The organism is Streptomyces niger, assembly GCF_000718305.1.
In the GTDB taxonomy this organism is placed as follows: domain Bacteria; phylum Actinomycetota; class Actinomycetes; order Streptomycetales; family Streptomycetaceae; genus Streptomyces; species Streptomyces niger.
Genome location: NZ_JOFQ01000022.1, coordinates 43793 through 65373, shown reverse-complemented (window position 1 = coordinate 65373; position 21581 = coordinate 43793). Strand labels below are relative to the sequence as shown.

The window sequence follows — 21581 nt, the reverse complement described above, 5'->3', positions numbered from 1 at the left end:
CCGCCGGGACACACTCATCAATCGACCACCCGGGAACCTGGCACCGGATCTCCACGTCCTCGGTTGGGCGGACGAGGTTCTGCAGCTCTTCCGAAGCAGTATTCGATTCGATAGCAGCTTTCGATTCGATGACTAGAGGTTGTCCCGTATGGGGTGTGAGTTATCCAGTGAGGGCCAGGTTGTGCAACCGGGCGATGCCGAGCATGGCCTGGTGAACTCCGTCGCCCTTGAGTCGGCAGTCCCGAAGGATCTTCCAGTTCTTCAGCCGCGACAGGGCGTGTTCGACCCGTGCTCGGGCCCGGCGATGGACGGCGTTCTCTGCTTCCTGTTGCGGGCTGAGGTGGCTTTGGTCTCGTCGTTTGCGGTGCGGGATGAGGAGGCCGGTGCCTTGGTAGCCGCCGTCGGCGATGGTCGGGGCTCCGCGGCAGGCCCGGTCGACGCCGGACTCGGTGAAGGCCCGGCAGTCGTTGCGGCTGCCGGGCAGCGGCAGGCCGATCGCCACCACCAGGCGACTGTTGGCGTCGATGACGACCTGCAGGTTGGTCGAGTACCGGTAGTTCTTGTTCGAGGACGCGATGGTGCGGTCGCGGGTGGGCACCAGGGTTCCGTCGACGATGTAGACGGTGTCCTTGCGTGGCCGGCGGGCCGGGGAGATGGCCAACAGCGGGGCGAGGTGGTCAAGGATCCTGTCGGCCGCGGACTTCGAGACCCCGAACAACGGCGCCACCTGCCGCAACGTGAGGTTCGTGCGCCAGTACGTCGCCACCAGCAGCACCCGGTCCTCGAGCGGCAGCCGCCACGGCCGGCCACGCCGAACGTCGCCACCGCGGCGCCGCACCAGTGCCACCAGCCTGGCGAACTGCACCTCGGTCAGACCAGCAAACGGCTCGATCCACTTCGGATCATCTGCCGAGATCACCCCACCCATGCCCAACCAACGCACCAACCGCACCACTGGTTACGGGACAACCTTTGGGGGGCGACTCACTGCGATTGAGTGCAAGACGCCCGAGACCAGGGAGATCAGTGGGTGTCCGACCTGGGTTTCTACGCACACTTCGCAGTGCACTGCGAGGTCCTCGGGAACGGGAACGGGGATGGGACGGGGACCACGATGTCGGAGACCCGAAAATTGACCAAGCCGGCGGCATATGGGGGGGTGGACGTGTCTCCACCCTGGTGACCGGACCAGCAGCGTTCGAACGTAAACACTGGAACGACGATGTTCCCTGGTCCCGATCCGATCAACGGGGCCCGTCCCGAGCATCCGGGCATGAGCCATAGAGCCTGGCCCGGGGCGGGTTCGCATCGACCCGGCGAACGAAGCCGAGGGGGGTGTTGCGGCTCGTCCATTCCGAGATGCGTGAGTCCTCGTCCTCGTCCTCGTCCGCGTCCTTGCGTGGGCAGGCACCGGTACCGGCACCATGTCCGTGCCACGTTCGTCCGTCCATGACTGCTGGTATTTATACGGATTCCCTGGTGTTACTTGTACGGATTCCCTGGTGTTATCGGAGACCGTGGTGAAGGTCCTCCCGGGCGGCATCGGGTCGCGCGGGTCAGGCGCGCGGACGCAGGGCTGGGTGGGTATGGGCGAAGTGGTAAGGACAAGGTCCGGTGCGGTCAGGGGCTTGTCGGAGAACGGGGTGTCGGTGTTTCGCGGGATTCCCTACGCGGCGCCGCTGCGCGGGCCGCTGCGGTTTCAGGCGCCGCTGCCTGCGCCGGGGTGGGACGGCGTGCGTGATGCGCGATCGTTCGCGGCGTCGGTTCCCCAGCCCGCGCATCCTCAGGCACCTCGGGCCGGTGCGAGTCCGGAGTGCCTCACCGTGAACGTGTGGACGCCCCGGTCGGAACGCGGCGATCTGCCGGTCATGGTGTGGTTGCACGGTGGGGGATTCATCGGCGGCTCCGCCAACAGCCCCGACTTCGAGGGAACAGCGCTCGCCCGCCAGGGTGTGGTGCTGGTGACGGTGAACTACCGGGTCGGGTACGAAGGTTTCGGGTGGGTCGCCGACGCCCCGTGCAACCGCGGCGTGCTGGACCAGATCGCCGCGTTGGGCTGGGTGCAGGAGAACATCGCCGCCTTCGGCGGAGACCCGGGCAGGGTGACGGTGTTCGGTCAATCTGCAGGCGCGTCGTCGATCGCCGCGCTGATGTGCGGTGGCGACTCGCACGGGTTGTTCCAGAGGACGATCGCCCAGAGCCCTGGCAATGTGTTCGTCCCTTTCGACGAGGCACGCGCCGTCTCGAAGATGATCACCGAAGAGCTTGGTGTCCAACCGACGGCCGAGGCGCTGGCGGCACTATCGCCGGAGGCTATCCACGCCGTGCAGTGGAACCCGGTGCTGGTCATGTCCGCAGAGCCGAGTGCCTGGAGTCATCCGCACAGCCCGTACGCATGCGTTCTCGACGGCGAACTGCTCGATGAGCGGCCGTGGGCGGCGATGCGCCGGACCGGGGCCGGGCGATCGATCGACCTGTTGTGCGGCGCCACGGCCGAGGAAGCCCGTATCTTCACCGCGGGCCAGGACCCGGCCGAGGCAGACCCCGTCCGGGCCGCCCGAAGCATGGGCTTGGACACTGCCGAGGTACGGGACTACCGTCGAGCCTTTCCGGGCATCACCGATGCCGACCTGACCACTCTGATCGCCTCCGACGCGATGTTCCGGATGCCCGCACGCTGGTGCGCGCAAGCCCACGCCGGTAGCGGCGGACGCACTTACCTGTACGAGTTCGCCTGGGTGGGGAACCCTGCGCTGGGCGCCTGCCATGGCCTCGACGTACCGTTCACTTTCGGAGTCCCGACCGGCCCGCTGGGTGCGGATCTTCTCGGCGTGGCGGTGCCCGACGAGTTCGAGACGCTGTCTGCCGCCATGCGCGACGCCTGGGTTTCGTTCGCCACCACCGGTGACCCCGGCTGGCCCCGCTACGAACCTGACGACTGGCTCGCCCGGGTCTGGGAGCTGCCTCCTGCGGTGCGTGCTGACCCGACGGCGACCTCCGGCGCGATCTGGGACTGCCGGCCCAACAGTCGCCCGTAGTCGCGCTGACAGGACGTCTGCGCTGCATCCCGAAGCTCGGTCGGATGCAGTCCGACGCAGTTCGATTCAGTTCGATGCAACCCGATTCAGTCCGATGCAGTCCCTTCAGTCCGACGAGCCCGGGAGAGAGGGAAGGGAGAGGGAAGGGAGAGGGAAGGGAGAGGAAGGGGACAGGGCGAGAGCGAGGGGGCAAGGAATGACTGACTCATCCACCGGCCGGCGCCCGGCGGGGTCCGGTTCCGTGCACGTCACCGTGTGGGGTGACGGAAACACCGACCGCCCGCCCGCCGTGTTCGTCCACGGGATCCTCACCTGGGGTGACGACGACCGCTACGGATTCACGGCACAGCGCCCGCTGGCGGACCGGTACCGGCTGCTGCTGATGGACCGCCGAGGATACGGGCGCAGTCCCGCTGTCGAACGCAGCGACTGGGCGGTGGACGCCGAGGACATCATCGGGCTTCTCGGGAACGGCGCGCATCTGGTCGGGCATGCCTACGGTGGCGTCGGCGCGTTGGCCGCCGCCGTACGCCGCCCCGACCTTATCCGCTCGCTCACCCTCATCCAGCCCGGCGCGCTGCGGCCGGCCGAACGCCACCCCGTCGTCGCCGAGGCACTGGCGAGGGCCCGCGCGGCCACCGCGGCGCTGCCCGGCGACCTCACGCCGGAGGAGTTCCTGCGAGGGGCCACCGAGTCGGTCGGCATGGCCACGCCCGAAGCGACGCCGGCGCGGCTGCGTGCCGCGGCCGCCACGATGACCGAACTTCCCTGTTGGGACGCGGACATCCCGCTCACCTCGCTGGCCGATGCACCCTTCCCGAAATTGATGATCTCCGGTGACTGGGAAGGCGCGCCCGAGCAGTATCGGAAGTACGCAGGGGAGCCGCTGATCGCCGGTGCGGCACATATCGCGGAAGCCATCGGGGCCGGGCACCTCATCGTTCCCGGCTACTACCCGCACACCCAGCAGCCGGAACGCGTCAACGCCGCGCTCCGGAAACTGTGGGACAGCACCGCCGCGGCCTGATCGCCCCCTTTTCCGACCGAGTACGGCAGCTCACCGCTCGGGTGCGGATGCCGCGTAGTGGTAGTGGTTTTGCACGACGACCTGTCACACAGGCTGCATAGGGCCACATGGGACTGCATGGGGCTGCATGAACCTGCGGGCCGCGCCGGAACTTGGCGTGTGCGCGATGAGCGCCGGCCACCAGGATCGAACCAGGCGAGTGGTGCGGGGCTTGGCCGACACCCATCGGATCGGCTTGCGTCCGGTGCAGCGCTCACTGCAAGCAGTCGTGCAACGCCGTCCTGCATGGTGGAAGCGGTGCCTCACACCGAAGGTGACCGCGCAAGCGCTCGCGGCCGGTCGGGAGGGGTACGGCAGGCGCTGTTCCGATGGATGACGGGGGGCCACCGGAGCGGCGCCGCCCCATGTCGCAACCAACCTAGGGGAACGAGGGAGTTGAGGGGCCCGAGGGGGGCGAGCGTGCACCGTGATGTCACCCCGCTCACCTCACAGCCTTCCTGGTGTACGCCCTCCTCAGCTGTGGTGGGCGGCGCGGCCGGGGCAGCCGGATTGCGAGCGCGGGGCCGGCCGGGGCGAGGGGGCCCGAACGCTCGGGCTGCATGCTTCGTTCGACTCGTTCGACAGATCCGCGGTTGGCTGGACAACTCTCAGCTGGGCTGCGATCTCCTCCAGGCAGGCCGGTTCCAGGGCGGCCAGTGGGGCGATGACGGCGTCGGTGAAGCCGCGGGCGAGGGACCGCTTGACCAGGTCGGCGGACGGTGGGGAGGTGACGGCCGCGGCGAGGGCCAAGCAGCGGGCGTCGTCCTCTTCGAGGTCGTCGATGAGGGGGAGGGCCTCGGATCGAAGGTCTGCGTCGAGCATCGCTTCGACCAGGCTGGTGAGGACGTCCTCGGCCAGCACGTCGCTCAGTCGGCGGGCTTCGGCGTGGTAACGGTCCCAGAGGCGCAGGCGGACGACTGCTTCCAGCGGCACGGTGTTCGTTGCGTAGTGGGCGCCCGTGACCAGGGCGGCGTGCTGCAGTGTGTCCAAAAGTCTGGTGGATTCCTCGGTGAGGCCGGTGGCTTGGCAGGCCGCGGTGAGCCACGGGTAGGCCCAGAGGCCACCGTCCAGCGTCATGCCTGGGTCTGCGGTTCCGGCGAGTTGAGCCGTGACGTCGCGGCACAGGGCCTGGTGACCGGCGTCGCACATCTCGACGATCATCGCAGCCACCTGTTCCTGCCTGTGGGCCATCGCAGCCACCTGTTCCTGCCTGTGGGCCATCGCAGCTACCTGCTCCCGCCTGCTGGCACCGTCCTGCGGGGAACTCGCGGGCGTGGTCAGTGCCGCTTCACGGATCAAGGAGATCGCCGCGGGGATGTCGTCCGCCAGCAGGTGCGCGCGCAGTTCGAGGGTGAGGCCGGGGAGGTCGGTCCGGGGGAGCCGGCGGACCAGTTCATGAGCCGCATCGGAGTGCCCAGCGCGGAGATGGAGGGAGATGAGCTCGCGGGTGACGCGGGTACGCCAGCCGGCGACGCTCGGGTCCGTGGATTCCTCGATGCCTTCTGTCACCCGGGCGATGAGCAGGTCGAGGTCGGCTGAGCGGTGAGCGGCGTCCGCTTCGATGGCCCTCGCGGCGTTCAAGAGGATGTCGATGCGGTCGATCCGGTCCGCCTCGAAGCACGCTGCGATCCTCAAGACGTGGTCGAGACGGCCGAGCCGGGCGGCTGTGCTTGCCACAGCCTGCGCGTCCCACTTGGCACCTGTGGCCCACTTGGCACCTGCGGCGTCGTTGGCCTGCAGCACCGTGTGAAGGGCCAGTTCCAGGGCGGGCGCTGCCAGCTCCGTTCGCCCTACGGTGCCGGCGGCCGCCTGGGCGAAGGCCGCCAAGACGGTGGGCGGCGGGGTGTCCCTGGCGTTGTCGAGGGCCGCTTCCACCTCGCGCACCACCGGAGCGGCGTCCTGGGGCGTGTCGGAGTCGAGCAGGGCCAGGGCGATCTCCGCGAGGCAGTCCGCACGGACCTCGGGGTTGACGACGTCCTGGGCCAGGGAGACCGCCAGTGAAAGGTGGCCGTTGACCCGGGCGGACGTCGCGGCGCCGGCGAGCAGTTCGTCGGAGGCCCCGGGCTGTCGGGGATCGAGGCCATGGGCGGCAAGGGCGGTGTAGGTGAGCTCGACAAGGTCGGCATCGGGAGAGCTTGAGGCGAGCAGGTGGCGGGCCCGGTCCTCGTTCTGGTAAGCGGCCGATTCCACGAGTTCGGAGGCGGGGAACTCATCGTTCAGGGCCGTGAGGAGTGCGTCGGGTACGTGGCGACGGCCGCCCTTGGCGGCATACTCGCCGCAGGCGGTGAGGAGAGCTCGTTTCCTGCCGTCCCGGTCCAGGTGGGCGACGTGCTGGAGGAGGCGGTCGAGGTCGCCGAGAGCGGCGAACGCCGGCGCGAGGAGGCCGCAGAAGTCGGCGCGGTCCTCGGCATCGACGCGTTCGATGGCCTCCTCGATGAGAGTCCGCGTCAGCGCTGGATCGATCTCGGCCAGAGCGTCGGCGGTGGTGGTGAGGGACCAGCCCCGCTCATCGCCGCTCTCGATGACGGCTCGGCGAGCGATGTCGGCTGCGCCGGGTTCGCCGTACCGTGCAAGTACGAGGGCTGCGCGCACCGTGTGTTCCACCTGCTCCAGCGGCAGCCTTCCTGAGATGGCCATGGCTTCGTGGATGAGGTTCCGCGCCTCGATCGGCTGGGTTTCCAGCAGATGCTCGCCGATCGCCAGCAGCGCGTCGGCCTGTACGTAGACGTTCTGTGGAGTGCGGGCGAGCTGGATGCCCTCCTCGGCTCGGCCGAGGCGTACCAGCAACAGCGGATACGTGGCGGGCACGGTGAAGTGATCGTCCTCGATGCGCTTGTGGAGCAGTGACACTCGCGTCAACAGGGTGAGGTCGCAGTCGGGAGTTGCCGCGAGGAGCCGTGCAGCGTTGGACAGTTCCGACAGCGCGCTCAGCTCGCCGTCGGTCCGGCGGCGGAGCAGGGCGCGGCGAGCGGGGGAGGCCAGGGCCGCCAGCGTCCGGCCGGCACCTTCGGTGAGCAGGAGGGTCGGGTAGGCCTCGGTCAGGTAGTCCGGAGTGTTGTCGGGCCAGTCGGCCGCGGCGAAGCCGCGGGCCCAGTCGTCGATCGCGGTGCGGGTACGGGTGAACTCCTCGGGTTCCAGGTCCTCCCGGATGGCGACGGCCAGCGTGTCATGGGCGAGGGTGTACCGGGTCGGCGTACCGGGACGCGGCTCCACGACACGGGAGAGCCCCCGTTCCAGGGTCCGGCGGATCGCCAGCGCGGAGTCGTTGCCGATCGAGGCGATGTCCCTGCTGCTCAGTGCGCCGCCGGCGACCGCCATCGTGGTCAGGACGGTGCGCGGGACAGGCTCGGCGAGTACGTTATCCAGTTCTTGGCGGGCGCGCAGGAGCAGGCTCGTCGCCGCCGAGGACGGTGACAGCACCTGGCGGCGGCAGGTGCGCAGCGGATGGCTGCCGTCCACATCGAGCGGCACGTCGGAGTGGCGGCTCGTCACCAGTACGTGGGCCGCCGGACCGAGAGCGGTCGGCAGCTGCGCGGCGATGCTCGGCTCAGCCAGCTCGCGATAGTCGTTCTCGTCCAGGCCGTCGACGAGCAGCAGCAGAGAACGTCCGGGGATCCGCATCGCGCGCCCCCAAAGGCTGAGGAAGGCGGCAGCGTCCGGTTCGGCGGGCGGAAACTCGCCCAGCAGAGCCGCGAGCTGGTCACACATGGCCCGGTGGAACTGCTGGACGCGCATTTGCCCATCACGCCGGGAAATGACGAACGACACCACGTCCAGCCCGGGGTGAGCCCTCGTGGCGAAGTGGGTGACGAGAGAGGTCTTCCCTGCCCAAGGGCCGGCGACGAGCATCAGGTAGGGGTCCGGCCCGGTCGCGAACGCCAGGAGGTCGGCGATCTCCCGTTCGCGGTCGGTCAGTTCGGCGCATCGGGCCGCGTACTGCCGCAACATCGCCTCATAGGCCGGGCGACGCCGCTCCTGCCCCCGCAGGGGTTTCGGTACGACACCGTGCGAGGCCAGCAGCTCACGTGCGGCGGTGGCGCTCGACTCGGGCTCGCGTTCACCTTCCGCACGCGGCTCGTACGCGCCGATCACAGCCGCCAGCCGCACGGCCTCCAGCCCGCCCGAGTGGGTCGACTCCACGACGACGCCGACAGCCGTCCCCTCACAGACGACGCCCGCGCCGGAGAAACCGCTCCAGTCGCGTGCTTCCAGACGGCGGCCATCCGCCCGATGCAGCAGCAGACGGCCCCGCTTCACACTCGACCCGAGCGGGATCATCCCGGTGATCTGGTCGCTGTCGCGCCACGTCGCGGTGTCCGTGCCGGTCCAGCTCTGATGGCGCGGAAAGCCGATGGCGGTGAACGGAAGCTGGCCGTCGGCCTCCCCTGATACCACTCCAACAGTCATCGGAGCGATCTCGTCGAGGGGGACGTCCGGGACGAGGCTGAGGGGGACGTCCGAAGTGAGGCTGAGGGGGACGTCCGAAGCGAGGCTGAGGGGGACGTCCGGAGCGGGGTCGAGGGGGACGTCCGGAGCGAGTTCGATGAACGCGACGTCCAGCCGGGCACCTCGCCACACTGCCCGGCCGGTGACGACGATCTCATCGGCAGCGCCGCCGAACAGACGCACCCTGACCGACCCACCGTGCCCGACCACATGCCCCGCCGTCACCACCAAGGACGTCGCGAGCCGCAGTCCCGAGCCGTACCCGGTGCCGCCGTCCTGCTCAACCAGGACCTCGACACACCGCCCGGTAAGGGAATCCCTCACCACGGTTCTCAGCGCGGGAGTTCGGGCAGCCGGTCGATGACCGACAGCGGCCGGCCGGCGTCATCGGTAGGCGTAAGGGTCATCCGCACGCGCTGCGTCCGGCCGCCGCTGCGCCTACCGTCGGCGCCCGCCTCGACCACCCACAGCTTCAGCCCGCCGCGCCCGCTTGCCTCTCTCGTCATCGTGACCTCGAACTCCAGCTCTACGGTCCCGACGCCGAACTTGACTCCGCGGCCGACCGATTCCTGTTGCGCCGTCTCCAACTGTTCGCGGAGTACGCGGATGTAGTCGGCCAGGGGCACGCCGTCGGGATCGCTCATCAGTCGCTGCCTCCAGGTACGTCGATATCAAGAAGTCTGCCAGGTGGCCACCTTGTTCGTATGCGGGTCGGAGTTTCGGTGGCGGGACGGGGTTCGTAGGCGGGACGGAGTTCGTATGCGGGACGAACTCGTCCTACCTTGACGCGCTGCGGGGGCGAGCGACTGAGGACGTGGCGCACAGCCTCGGAGCCGTACCTTTTGCGCGCGCCCTGATCTCAGTTCGTGGCCAGCGGTCCGGCGACGGCCTGTCAGTCGGATGGTCCCTGTGAAGGTGACTTCGTGCAGGACGCATCTTCGCGTTGCCTTGCAGTGGGTGCGGGTATCGGTGCGGTCAGCGGCTCGGCTGCTTCGAGGAGGAGTTGGAGGGTTTTCGTCAGCCCGGCAACGCGGTGTGCCATTTGGCTGTGACGGTCGCCGGGGGCAAACGCTTCGGCATCGGCCTCGTTGGAGTCGAGGTGGCGCCGGGCAAACGCGATCACTGCGCCCAGTGCACGTTGCTGCTCGGTGACTGAATACGTCATAGTGCCCCCTTTTTTCAGGCGCCGCCGAAGCGATTCGGCGCTGCGTAGTGGTGGTGCGTGAAGGTGTGGCCCGGTGTCGGGGCGAACGCACGCTACCGCACGCTGAGAGCGGCCTGCAGTGACTCGGTGGTCCGCTCGGAGGCGCGACAGTTGATGATGCGCCGTGCTGTACGGCCAGCGCACTGGGCGTGAGTGTTCGGCACCCAGGCGTTCGACCGGGTGCCGGCGATAGTGAGAGGTCATCTGGTTCGTCGAGAGTCTGCAGGATCGGCCGTCTTCGGCTGTCGTCGGCTGTCTTCGGCCGTCGGTACCGGCGACCATTGCCGTGACGCACACCCGTCGACGGCTGGGTGCTCCGGCGGCCTCCCGGCGTCCGGAGCCCCGCGTCTGTGTACGAGCAGCGCGCCTACCGCCGCGCGGGCACTGCGCCGGACCGCAGCTGCGTAGGAGGTGAACGTCCCGGTGCGCGGGCCGGGAGAAAGCGTCCTCCTGCGCGGGTGTGGCGGGTTCGGTGAAGATGGCGGGTCGCATCTGATGGGAATTTTCGGCGCCCACGCCGCCGTGCCGAACGAGCAGCTCCCCCCGGTCGCGCAGTCCACGAGCCGCCGGACATGCCCGTAGGCGACCTCCAGCACATAGGCGACCTCCAGCACGTCGACGACCTCCAGCACGGTGGGCCAGGTCCTGCGAGGTGATCCGGGGCGCCCGGCAGCCGCCGGACGAGCGTGTATCGCCGATGAGGACCAGCGACTGACGGGCCGGAGCAGCGTGAGGCATACGACCCGCTCATGCACAGCGTCCATGTCGTCGTCCGGCCTCGGGGGGACATCGGGACAGCGGTTATCGGTGAGAACGATCGTGGCCGGGTGGTGTCGATGAGCGCGCACAGCGCCTCGACCCATGGCGGGCTTCGTGAAAGCAGTGAGAACGCCGGAACCAGCGGGCGGCTGTGTTCGTCTGCGGGGCGTGCAGGCATCCCCGCGAAGCGCTTGACCTTACCCTCAAGGGCAAGGTTTAGCGTTCTTCGAGGTGAGAGGCATGCGGATCGGTGAGCTGGCCCGGCGAGCGGGTGTGACGACCAAGGCGGTGCGCTACTACGAATCGCTGGGGCTGCTCGCGCCGGTGCGGTTGACCAACGGCTACCGGGACTACGACGAGCACGACGTACGGCTCACGCAGGAGATCCGGACGCTGTGTCGCCTCGGCATCCCTGTCGAGGCGACACGGCCGTTCCTGGAATGCCTGGCCCTGGGACACCGGCACGCGGACGACTGCCCGGCCGCGCTGGCCGGGTACCGGGACGCCATTGATGAGCTCACGCAGCGGATCGATGACCTCACCGCCCGCCGGGCGGTACTGATGGCGCACCTGCACGAGGCCGCTCACCGCAACAGCCGCTTCGCACCGGCTACCGAAGGAGAGGAACCGATGACCGACTACACGAGCCTGCCTGCCGACCTGCCCGTTCCCAAGGACGACGGCGCTGCTGCCCACCTGCGCGGTGCGAGAATGCCGCAGCTGCGACTCCACGCCACCGACGGCGCCACAATCAGCCTGGACGCGCTGGGCGCAGGCCGCACGGTGCTTTACATCTACCCGCTGACGGGCCGCCCCGGCACCGATCTGCCCGAGGGCTGGGACTCCATCCCCGGCGCCCGTGGCTGCACCGCCGAGACATGCGGCTTCCGCGACCACCACCAGGACCTGCTCGCGGCCGGCGCGACCAGGGTGTACGGCCTCTCCAGCCAGGACAGCGACTACCAACGTGAGGTCACCGAGCGGCTCCGCCTGCCGTTCCAGATGTTGTCCGACCCCGCACGGCGCTTGGCCCAGGCGCTGGACCTTCCCACCTTCACCACAGGCGGGCTGACGCTGTACAAGCGGCTCACGCTGATCATCAAAGACGACGTGATCGAGCACGTTTTCTACCCGATCTTCCCGCCGGACAAGCATGCCGACCAGGTCCTGGCCTGGCTCGGCGACAACGCCCACCGGCCTTGACACATCGGTACAGCTGTTGGCGACGATCACGGTTCGGTCGGAACAAGGGCGCTGACCCTGTTGTCGAATTCGCGTCGGGCCTTTCGCTGTGCCGGGACGGTTGGAGCGCCTTGAGTGCCGTCGAGGGGTTGGCAGCGGGCGAGGAGCTGGCGGTGGACTGCCGGGGTGGCGCTGACGTGCAGGGTCCTCCTCGAAGACGACCGGGTCCTCGATCCCGGCTTCGTCCAGGACGGTGAGGGCCCCGGGCTGCTGCTGGGCCGGGGACTGGGGTGCGGGCGGCCGCCACACCGGGTGGGTGCGGCGGCCGCGGGTGGAATCGGCTCGTGTCGAGTCGGTGAGGTTTTCCTCAGCGGCCTTGTGATGGGCTCTTTCAGCCGACGATACGAGCCGTGGCGAGGTCGGCGAGGATCTGATCGACGGTTTGGTGGGGTGTCTGGTTCGACGTGTCCAGCCAGAGCCCGCGGCGTGGGGTGTCCCGATGCAGCGCGTCGTTGAGGATGTCGACCGTCCAGGGGCCGCCGTAGCCGTTTTTGCGCCGGCAGGCCTCACGCGTTGTGACTGCTTCGGGGCCGGGGGCAAGGACGACCAGATACAGGGGCCTTGTCGTCACGGCGTCGAGGTAGGCGTCCAAGTACTCACCGAGGACGACGTCTTGGACGATGACGGTCCACCCCGCCTGTGCGTACAGGTCTGCGACCACAGCGGATGCCCGGTAGCGCAGTTGCAGCTGATCCCTGGCCTCGGCGGTCGGCCGGGGCGTGAACTCCTCGCGACCGGACACGATCATCCGCCGGAAGCCGTCGCCGCGCAGGTGCACGGAGCGTGGGAGCCGCTCGGCCAGCAGCTGGGCGATGGTGGACTTCCCGGACGCCATGACGCCCGTGACGAGCACGACCGCGGAATCGAGCTCCTGCACTGTTGACCCCCGTCGTGATGCACCTGAGTCAGAACTGCCGTGAGGCCACTGCTAGGACAGGTCTCATCACAAGGTCATGTCCGTAACCACCAGAGGCCACGTTGGTCACCCATGTTGCCACGCTCGATGTCCCCCGCCAGGTCGTGGACCACCGCGCCCGTCTGCCGGCCGCGCACCGCCGCCGGATCGGCGACACCACCCGCGCCGCACCCGCCCTCAACCAACATCAAAAGCATTCTTCATGGAGAAAGCGTCCGAAAGCGTCAGTCAGCAGGGCGGCGGATCAGCCCGGTCTCACCGCACCCTCGGGCACTCCGAACCACTCCTTCAGCGCCTCCGCCAGCCCGGCCGTCGACGTCGGCGCTTGCCCCGTCGCGTCGGCCGCCCAGGCCGTGAAGCCGTCCGGACGGACGAGGACCGCCGCCAGTTCCGGGCGGGACGGGCAGCCGGCCGTCAGGGTGTCGACGCGGCCGGCATACCCCGCAGCGAAGGCCCGGAGCTCCGGGTCGTCGGTGAGGTCCAGCAGGAGCGCCCGGCCGCCGTGGAGGTGGTCCGCGAGGCGGCAGCCGTCGGTGAGTTCGAGGTCCGGGGTACTGCGGCCGGTCAGCGGGTGCTCGCCCGGCAACTCGTACCGCACCCCACCACCGTTGAGCCGCGCGGTGAGATACGTGGTGCCCACGACCGTCCCCGCGAGGTCGCTGACGATCTCGCGCAAGGCCCGGGACTGAGGGTCCGGGCGCATGGCCGCGACCTGGGACCGGGTCCAGTCCAGGACCCACGCACCGACCGGGTGCCGCTCTGAGGTGTACGTGTCCAGCAGCCGTTCCGGGGCCCGGCCGCCGATCACCGCGGCGAGCTTCCAGCCGAGATTCATCGCGTCGCCGATCCCCAGGCTCAGCCCTTGGCTCCCGAACGCGGAGTGCACGTGCGCCGCGTCGCCCGCCAGCAGTACCCGGCCCTTGCGGTACTCGGTGACCTGGCGGGCGTGGTCGGTGAAGCGGGTCGCGGTCCGCACCCCGGTGATCGTGACGTCCACGCCGGATACGCGACGCAGCCGCGCCTGGAGGTCCTCGGCGGTGACCGGCGCGTGTCGGTCGGCCGGTGGACCGTCGAACTCCACGGTGACAACGCGGCCCGGCATCGGCCCGTAGGCGTACACCCCGGTGTCCGTGGCGGTCCAGCCGACCTTCAGGCCCTCGGCGCCGGTCATTTCCACGACCGCCTGGTGACAGGTGATCTCCGGGTCCGTACCGGGAAATTCGAACCCCGCGAGCTTGCGGACCGCGCTGCGGCCGCCGTCGCAGCCCACGAGCCAGCCGGCGCGTATGGCCCCATGGCTGGTCCGCACGGTGACGGCACCGTCGTCCGCGTCAAAGCCGGTCAGCTCCACTCCCCGGCGCACGTCGACGCCGAGCTCGTCCGCCCGCCCGCCGAGCAGCCGCTCGATGTCCTGCTGCGCCACGAAAGCGATCTCGCCGGCGGGCCCGGCGTCGCCGAGGCCCGGCTCCGTACGATCGACCAGGTCGGCGCGCAGCATGATCCCGGCGAAGTGCCCGACGATCCCGAGTCCTTGACCCGCAGCCCCGCCTCCGTCCCCGCCGTTCTGTTCACGCATGAACGCCTGGAAGCGCTCCATCGCCCGCCGTTGCACCTCGGCCAGCGCGGGCAGCAGGCCCCGGCGGTAGAGCACCTCGGCGCTGGGCGTGGTGATCGCCCCGCCCTTGATCGTCGGGTCCACCTCGGTGAGGCGCTCAAGGACGGCCACCCGCGCGCCTCCGAGCCGGAGCTCGCAGGCCAGCATCAGTCCGACCGGGCCGCCTCCGGCCACTACTACGTCATAGTCCATGGCGCTCACTATCACCGAGGGCCGGAAAGGCCAAAAAGCCGCCGCGGTGTCAAGGAGCCAGCCGCGCGAGGAGGGGCGGAAAGCGGGCCATCCGCGCACGTCCTCAGCTACCTCACCCGCCTCCGCCGGGGACCCGGCCGGCCCTCGACGGCTCGATCAGGTGGCCGGGAGGTCAGGCGGTCAGCGTTGCAAGCTCCGCGCTGCACGCCCCGCGCCGGCGCGCTCTGTGACCGGGGCGCGGACGCGGCCGGCAGCGGCCAGGTCCGTGGCGGGTAGGCGCAACCGCTCCAGCTCCGAGAACCGGGAGCCCTCCGACGTCCTGGACGTCGCCACCAGGTCACGGGAAAGCGGGGCCCGCACGGCGCGCGGCCCCCGCGACCGTTACGCCTCGGCCGGCTCGTCACTCAGGAATCCACCGGCACGAGCCGGACCATGGCCGGCCCCGGAGCAGGCCCGGACGCATGTCACCGGCACTGCGCCAGGGCTTGTATCGAGAGTGCCTGGTGACGATGGTGGAGAGGCCATGAGTGATCCAGAATGATGGGATGGTCACGCTTGAGACTCCCCGTTTGGTCCTGCGTCGCTGGCGCGAGGAAGACGTTGCGCCCATGGCTGCCATCAACGCCGACCCCGAGGTCATGCGGTGGATCCGTGACGGCAGCGTCCGTGACGAGCAGCAGACCCGTGACGGGATCCGGGCATGGGAGCGCGAGTGGGAGTCACAGGGCTTCGGCCTGTTCGCTATGGAGATCCGGTCCACTGGCGAGCTGGTCGGGTTCACCGGCCTTTCGGTGCCGCACTTCTTGCCGGAGGTACTGCCGGCGGTCGAGGTCGGCTGGCGGCTGGGTCGTTCCCACTGGGGGCAGGGCTTGGCCACCGAGGCCGCTGCGGCCGTTGTACGGTTCGCGTTCGAAGAGCGAGGACTGGAGCGGATCGTCAGCATCACTCAAGTGGGCAACGACGCCTCCGAACGGATCATGACCAAAATGGGGATGCATCCGGTCCGTGAGACCGTCCATCCCACCGGCGGTCGGCGAGTCCGGGTCTTCGAGTTGTCGTCGGACGAGTACCTCACCACCACTCGTTGATGTGGACAACGAGGACGGCGGCCCTATAGCGGCCGCCAATTGCTGTCGTAGCTGGTGGCCACGGCTCGATGTCGACCTCGGCAAGGTCGCCGCGACCTGGCGCGGCGGATGGTCTCTTGAGGCCATTGATGCCATTGAGGCCGCATTCGACAGCGCGCTGTCATCCGCACGTCAGGATGACCTTGCCGAACTTGCCCGGGCCGGCGAGCCGGGCATAGCCATCGGCGTACCGGTCGAGGGAGAAGGCCGTGTCTACGGGGACTCGCAGGCGACCGTGGGCGAGCAGGGGAAGGACCGAGGTGCGAACGAGGTCGGCGAGCAGTGCTTTTTCCGCGTGCGTGCGGCCGCGGATGGTCGTTCCGATCAGATGGCCGCGTACCAGCATGAGGTCGAACATGCGCAACGGGACTGTGGCGCCGGCCTGTACGCCGACGATGAGGACCTTGCCGCGGCTGCGTAGCAGGGTGACCCGTTGCAGGCAGTCCTGTCCGCCGACGAGTTCCACGATCACGTCGTACGGCCCATGCTGCGCCTCTTCGGCGGGAGTGACGACGTCGACGTGTGTGCCGTCCGGGGCGAGCGCCTTCACCTGGTCGTGAAGCTCGGGACGGCGCACACTTGCCACGGTATGCACTCCGGAAACTGCGGCAACCTGCACCATGGCCGTTCCCACGCCGCCTGCCGCCCCGGTAACGAGTACACGGTCGCCTGCCCGGACTTGGGCCTGGGTGATCAGGGCGTCCCAGGCGGTGCTGAAGGCTTCCGGGAAGCCGCCGGCCTCCTGCCAGGACAGGCCATTGGGCACCGGAAGCAGAAGATCGGCAGGGACGGTGATCCGCTCAGCGTGACCGCCGCCACCGACCAGCGCCATGACTCGGTCTCCGGGGGAGAACCCGGTAACAGCGCTCCCCACGTGCTCGACTTCACCGGCGACTTCCAGGCCGGGCACGTCGGTCGGCCAGCCCGGCGGCGCCGGATAGTCCCCCCGTGCCTGCTGGAGGTCGGCGGCGTTGAGACCCGCGGCGTGCACGCGGACCACCACATCTCCTGGCCCCGGCACCGGGTTCGGCCGTTGCTCCAGATGGAATTGCCCGTCGGAGTCGATCACTACAGCCCGCATGACCGCACTCTACGGCCGGGCACTGATAAGGCTGCGAGTGGGGCGTGAGACAGTGAGCTTGCCGTTCATCCACTGCGGCGTGGTTCGGTGCCGATCTTGTGGTGGGTGGTCGGCGGTGGAGTGCGCCGGCCGGTGACCAGGAGCAGGCCCACGTCGTAGCGTTCGGCGGGGCGGCGATTCTTTGATCCAGGAGGGCGTCCGGGGCCGGGCCTGGAGGGTTTCAGGCCTCCGGCCGGCGTTGAGATCTTCGTGCCCAGGTGTCGGAACCCGCGGCGGACCCGGGCAGGGGTGAGCCTGTTCGTGGCGACGGGCCGTTCCCAAGGGCGCCGCAGGTCGATGGCAAGGGGGGGCGCGCAAGGCGGAGCTAGGTGTAGGCGGCGATGATCAGCCAGGTCCAGTTGTCTGGCGCTTGACAACACAGCGGCGCCCGCGGGGGTCCCGATCCACTTCCTGGCACGGGATGTCAGCGACCAGCCGGGCGGCCGCTGGTGGCGCCGAACGCTCCGCGGACTTCTGCCACTCGGCTACACCTATGAAGACCTTGCTCAGCGACTGATCGCCGTGCGGTTCCACGGCTACCACTCCGAGGCGTGGCGTATTCTGCCGGTCACGTTGCCATCCCAAGCCTTCACCTTCGACCTCGTCCGTCAGGCGATCCGACGCGACGCGGTCATTGTGCTGGGGCGAGTGGCAACGGCCTGGCAGGTGGCCGTCCCAGAGCTGATCACCCATCAACGCGTCGTGCGGCCGCGCTCACTCCGCAACGCCGCGCTGAGTGCAGGCAACTTCACCTCGCCGGACTTCCAGCAGATAACCCGTGCTCTCGAAGGGGCGTAGGAGATGCTCGCCAGTGGCGCGTGGAAGCACAACCTGCTGGCGCGTGGAAGCACAACCCGCTGGCGCGTGGAAACACAACCTGCTGGCGCGTGAAACACAACTCGCTCCCGAGCCCGTGAATCGCACTGCTCAGGGGTACGCCGAGGCGCTGACGCCGTCAGGCGCGTCCTCATTGAGGAAAATCTTGGGCAGGAAGCGTGCATAATGTACGGCCGACGAGTCGGGTAACCGCTGGTAACGGCTGCGGATGCCTTCCGCCCCGCTCGTCGTCCGGCGCCTGGAACCACAAGTACCACCCAACAGGCGCCGAGGGAGCCTTCGGCTGGCCGCTCATTCCATGCGCCGGAGGCTCCCGCCCGCAACGGCAGCATGACCGACGGACGTGAGCGCAGCGGATCGCCGTAAGCGGCTGGCACGGTGACCTCGGGGAACGAAGCTTTGCCTACGAGACCTTGGGGAACGTAGCTTCGCCGACGTGACCTTGGGGAACGAAGCTGCGTGGTGAGCGGAAGCCCATCGAGACACCTTGACCACGGCCGAGCTCCTCGCGCGCGAGGTTCCTAAGTGGTCGGCTCCGAAAGTCCTTCGGGGGTTGACTCCGGACGCTGCCGTTTGCTTGCGTCGATGGGTCGTCGCGGGCGGAGCGGTATCAGCTTTCAGGCCGCGCCTGTTCCGGTGGGACGGTCGCGGAGAGGGCGTGCAGATCGTCGAAGGCTTGGAGGAGATGTACGTCCAAGCTCTGTGCGGGGTCGTCGATCCAGGCTTGGGCGGCGTGGTGGAAGGTGGCCCAGCCGGTGTGTGCGGCCAGGCTGGCCAGCCGGTCGGGGACATCGCGCTGACGTAGCGCCTCCGCCACGGCTTCGGTGAGGGCTGCGGCCTTGGCCAAGTCACGCTCCCGGAGGGCTGGGGTCTTGGCGATGACCGCTAGCCGTGGCTCGGAGAACGGGCGGTTGTCCTCAAGGATTCGTCCGGCTTTCCGGAATGCGTACAGCAGGACGCCGAGTGGCTGCAGGCCATCGGGGGCGTCGGCGACCTCTTGTGTCAGCGCGGCGCGCAGGTCGGCTTCGCCGTCGAAGAGCACCTCGCGCTTGTCCGGGAAATGCCGGAAGAACGTGCGCTCGTTGACGCCCGCCCGGGCAGCGATCTCAGCCGTGGTGGTCTGATCGAACCCACGCTCCCGGTACAGCTCCAGAGCCGCCTGCTTCAGGCGGCGGCGCGCATCCATTCCGCTTCGTGGCACCTCTCGAAGATACCGCATATGCCAGTGACTGACACCGCTTGACGCCAGTGACTGGCGCTACGTAAAGTCAGTGACTGGCGTCACTTAGCGCCAGTGACTGGCGCTAAGTGGAAGGTTGTTCGCCGCTGGTGGCAGCGGCCCCGGCCTTTCGGCCCGAACACCGTCGAGGTGACCAGGTTTCCCTCCCCCTCGTCGGCTCTGACAGGACGCGCATGCGACACGTCGGTGCGCTGCTGCCCTCGATAGGCAGGCCATTCCCGCCTCACCCGCACTGGACCCATTCGGCGGCCCCGGTGCACTCGCCCACAGGGAGAGCGTTTCCATGCGTATTTTCGTCACCGGCGGTTCTGGCCAGACCGGCCCCGCCGTCGTCACCGAGCTCATCGCGGCCGGCCACAACGTCACTGGTCTGGCGCGCTCGGATGCCGCCGCCACCCGGCTGGAGGCGCTGGGCGCCACACCACACCGCGGCTCCCTGGACGACCACGACAGCCTGCGCCGCGGCGCCGAAGCCGCCGACGGCGTCCTGCACATGGCCTACGGCGGGGACTTCTCCGACCTCGACGACATGATGAGGCGCGATCGGACCGCGATCGAGGCCCTCGGCCAGCCGCTGGAGCACTCGGGCAAGCCGCTCGTCATCACCTCGGGCACGCTGGTCATGCCCGCCGGCCGGGAGACCACGGAGAAGGACGAGCCCGACACGGCGGGGCTCGCCGCCTTCCGCATCGCGGGCGAGCGGGCCTGCTTGGACTTCGCCGCCCGGGGAGTACGCGCGAGCGTGGTCCGCCTCGCTCCCACCGTCCACGGCCCCGAAGACCACGGCTTCATCCCCATGCTCATCGCCACCGCACGAAAGACCGGCGTCTCGGCCTACGTCGGCGACGGCGCCAACCGGTGGCCCGCAGTGCACCGGCTCGACGCCGCGGCTCTGTTCCGCCTGGCACTGGAGAAGGCTCCTGCAGGCAGCATGCTGCACGGAGTCGCCGAAAACGGCGTCACCATGAAGGGCATCGCGCAGACCATCGCCCGGGGCCTGGACCTGCCCATGGTCTCCCTGACCCCCGACCAGGCCGCCGGGCACTACGCCAGCCCGTTCATGGCCAAGGTCTACGGCTTCGACGCCCCCGTCTCCAGTACTCACACACAGGAACTGCTCGGCTGGTCTCCCACCCATCCGACACTGCTCGAAGACCTGGAGCACGGCGACTACCTGGCCACGCCGGCCTCCTGACCCCCTCACACCCATCCGCGCACCCGTCGTCGGTGTCCTCGGGGTGTCCGGGTCGTGCAGAGGCCGCAGTTCCTAGCCGGGGCAAGCCGGGGCCGGCGGGTCCGTCCGTCAGCCAGTTGTCGGCAGAGGCGAACTGCCGCGGTGACCGACGTCCAGGCCCGCGAGCTGGGCCAGGAGCCGCGGGCACGGACGGTCAGGTTCTGGGTGAGGGGGAGTTGGACGACTCCGACACGGTGAGTATGCGTCCAACCTGCCCGGTCGTCGGGGCGCGGGCGCTGCTCACTCCCGCAGATAAGATCCACTTCTACTGATCGGCCTGCCTGCCTTGCCTGTTGCCACCGCCTGCCCTATATCCCTGACCGCCTCACAAAGGCAACGGTTGAAGAAGGCGGCCTACGGTCACAAGACTCCGTACCAGGCCAGGGTCCGGTCACAGATCGTGCTCATGGCGACCCGGGCAGATCCAACGCGCAGATCGCTGGCGAGGTGGGAGTGTACGTGGACACCGTGCGCACCTGGCGGGGCCGGTTCGCCGACGGCGGCCTGCCGGCCCTGGCCGACCGCAAACGCAGCGGGCGCCCGGCCCGCTTCACCTCCGTGCAGGTCGCCGAGGCCAAGGCCCTGGCCTGCCAGCTCCCGGCCGAGACCGGGGTGCCGCTGGCACGCTGGTCGTGCCCGGAACTGGCCGCCGAACTGACCTCACGCGGCGTCACCGACACCGTCTCAGCGTCCACCGTGCGCCGCTGGCTGCGCCAGGACGTGCTCAAGCCCTGGCAGTTCCAGTCCTGGATCTTCATCCGGGACCCGGACTTCCGCGCCAATGCCCAGCGCGTTCTTGACCTGTACGCCCGAACCTACGAAGGCGAACCCCTCGGCGGGGACGAATACGTGGTCTCCAGCGACGAGAAGACCTCGATCCAGGCCCGCTGCCGCTGCCACCCGGCCCTGGCCCCAGGCCGGGCCAGGGCGATGCGCGTCAACCACACCTACGGCCGCGGCGGTGCCGTGGCCTATCTGGCCGCCTACGACGCCCACCGGACGAAAGTCTTCGGCCGCTGCGAGGTCACCACCGGCATCGCGCCGTTCATGGCCCTGGTCGAACAGGTCATGACCACCGAGCCCTACGCCAGTGCCAGACCCGTCTTCTGGATCGTCGACAACGGCTCCTCTCACCGGGAAAAGAAGGCAATCGACCGCCTGACCAAGGCGTTTCCGAACGCGGTCATGGCCCGCACCCCCGTCCACGCCCCATGGACAAACCAGGTCGAGATCTTCTTCTCGATCGTCCAGCGCAAGGTCGTCTCACCCAACGACTTCACACACCTGCCCCAGGTCCGGGACCGGCTTCGAGCATTCGAAGGCCGCTACAACGCCGCGGCACAGCCGTTCCAGTGGAAGGTTCACCACCTCCGACCTGGCCGATCTGCTGGCCCGGCTCGACCGACACACAACTGCCGACCGAACCAAGAATCCTCCATCGCCCTGACAGCATGATCACCCCCGAAGGACTTTCGGAGCCGACCACTAAGAACCGCGCGTGATGTTGGCGGAAGCGGGCGGACTGGGCACGCGGGCTGGGCGCGC

Annotated in this window: 15 protein-coding genes and 1 pseudogene; 7 read left to right on the top strand and 9 right to left on the bottom strand. The window is 69.1% G+C overall.

Annotation, left to right across the window (positions count from 1 at the left end):
• Positions 1-160: 160 nt before the first annotated feature.
• Entirely contained in the window at positions 161-928 is a 768-nt protein-coding gene (locus IF20_RS30840; protein WP_052868683.1) for an IS5/IS1182 family transposase, read from the bottom strand.
• Between the two features lie 496 nt (positions 929-1424).
• Here IF20_RS30840 and IF20_RS30835 point away from each other — a divergent pair, with 496 nt between their 5' ends.
• Positions 1425-3038, top strand: a complete 1614-nt coding sequence (locus IF20_RS30835; RefSeq protein WP_324605601.1) for a carboxylesterase/lipase family protein — start codon at positions 1425-1427, stop codon at positions 3036-3038.
• Positions 3039-3234: 196 nt separating this feature from the next.
• The gene (locus tag IF20_RS30830) at positions 3235-4065 is read left to right on the top strand and encodes an alpha/beta fold hydrolase (RefSeq protein WP_052868682.1); all 831 of its coding nucleotides are present in this window, start codon (positions 3235-3237) and stop codon (positions 4063-4065) included.
• Between the two features lie 513 nt (positions 4066-4578).
• On the opposite strand, the gene IF20_RS30825 is transcribed toward IF20_RS30830, so the two are convergent.
• The 3 genes from IF20_RS30825 to IF20_RS39410 all read right to left on the bottom strand — a co-directional run bounded on the left by IF20_RS30825 (position 4579) and on the right by IF20_RS39410 (position 9715).
• A complete protein-coding gene (locus IF20_RS30825) occupies positions 4579-8874 on the bottom strand; it encodes a hypothetical protein (RefSeq protein WP_199896813.1) in 4296 nt (1431 codons plus the stop codon).
• Between the two features lie 8 nt (positions 8875-8882).
• On the bottom strand, positions 8883-9194 hold the full coding sequence (locus tag IF20_RS30820) for a trypco2 family protein (RefSeq protein ID WP_052868680.1): 312 nt from the start codon (positions 9192-9194) through the stop codon (positions 8883-8885).
• Positions 9195-9442: 248 nt separating this feature from the next.
• A complete protein-coding gene (locus tag IF20_RS39410) occupies positions 9443-9715 on the bottom strand; it encodes a hypothetical protein (RefSeq protein WP_199896812.1) in 273 nt (90 codons plus the stop codon).
• 1038 nt (positions 9716-10753) lie between these two features.
• Between IF20_RS39410 and IF20_RS30815 the strand changes: the two genes are divergently transcribed.
• Complete coding sequence (locus tag IF20_RS30815) at positions 10754-11716, top strand: MerR family transcriptional regulator (protein WP_052868679.1); 963 nt, start codon at positions 10754-10756, stop codon at positions 11714-11716.
• Between the two features lie 370 nt (positions 11717-12086).
• Here the strand turns inward: IF20_RS30815 and IF20_RS30810 are convergent, their stop codons facing one another.
• Both IF20_RS30810 and IF20_RS30805 read right to left on the bottom strand, forming a co-directional pair.
• Positions 12087-12632, bottom strand: coding sequence for an AAA family ATPase (locus IF20_RS30810; RefSeq protein ID WP_110944689.1), 546 nt, complete (start codon positions 12630-12632; stop codon positions 12087-12089).
• Positions 12633-12915: 283 nt separating this feature from the next.
• A complete protein-coding gene (locus tag IF20_RS30805; RefSeq protein ID WP_052868678.1) occupies positions 12916-14478 on the bottom strand; it encodes an FAD-dependent monooxygenase in 1563 nt (520 codons plus the stop codon).
• 545 nt (positions 14479-15023) lie between these two features.
• On the opposite strand from IF20_RS30805, the gene IF20_RS30800 reads away from it, so the two are divergent.
• Positions 15024-15566 carry a GNAT family N-acetyltransferase gene (locus IF20_RS30800; protein WP_110944699.1) on the top strand — a complete coding sequence of 181 codons (543 nt, stop codon included), beginning with the start codon at positions 15024-15026 and terminating at the stop codon, positions 15564-15566.
• 160 nt (positions 15567-15726) lie between these two features.
• Here IF20_RS30800 and IF20_RS30795 read toward each other — a convergent pair whose 3' ends face one another.
• Together IF20_RS30795 and IF20_RS40170 are read right to left on the bottom strand one after the other, a co-directional pair.
• Positions 15727-16686: an alcohol dehydrogenase catalytic domain-containing protein gene (locus tag IF20_RS30795; protein ID WP_052868677.1), complete on the bottom strand. Its 960-nt coding sequence runs from the start codon at positions 16684-16686 to the stop codon at positions 15727-15729.
• A 65-nt stretch (positions 16687-16751) separates the two neighbouring features.
• Positions 16752-17098, bottom strand: a pseudogene (locus IF20_RS40170) (NF041680 family putative transposase); the annotation flags it as partial.
• Between the two features lie 149 nt (positions 17099-17247).
• Here IF20_RS40170 and IF20_RS30790 point away from each other — a divergent pair.
• Complete coding sequence (locus IF20_RS30790; RefSeq protein ID WP_052868676.1) at positions 17248-17523, top strand: hypothetical protein; 276 nt, start codon at positions 17248-17250, stop codon at positions 17521-17523.
• Between the two features lie 649 nt (positions 17524-18172).
• Here the strand turns inward: IF20_RS30790 and IF20_RS30785 are convergent.
• Positions 18173-18748, bottom strand: coding sequence for a TetR family transcriptional regulator (locus IF20_RS30785; protein ID WP_234426884.1), 576 nt, complete (start codon positions 18746-18748; stop codon positions 18173-18175).
• Between the two features lie 337 nt (positions 18749-19085).
• Between IF20_RS30785 and IF20_RS30780 the strand changes: the two genes are divergently transcribed.
• Both IF20_RS30780 and IF20_RS30775 read left to right on the top strand, forming a co-directional pair.
• Positions 19086-19997, top strand: a complete 912-nt coding sequence (locus IF20_RS30780) for an SDR family oxidoreductase (RefSeq protein ID WP_052868674.1) — start codon at positions 19086-19088, stop codon at positions 19995-19997.
• 291 nt (positions 19998-20288) lie between these two features.
• Complete coding sequence (locus IF20_RS30775) at positions 20289-21491, top strand: IS630 family transposase (RefSeq protein WP_456113442.1); 1203 nt, start codon at positions 20289-20291, stop codon at positions 21489-21491.
• Positions 21492-21581 lie beyond the last annotated feature (90 nt).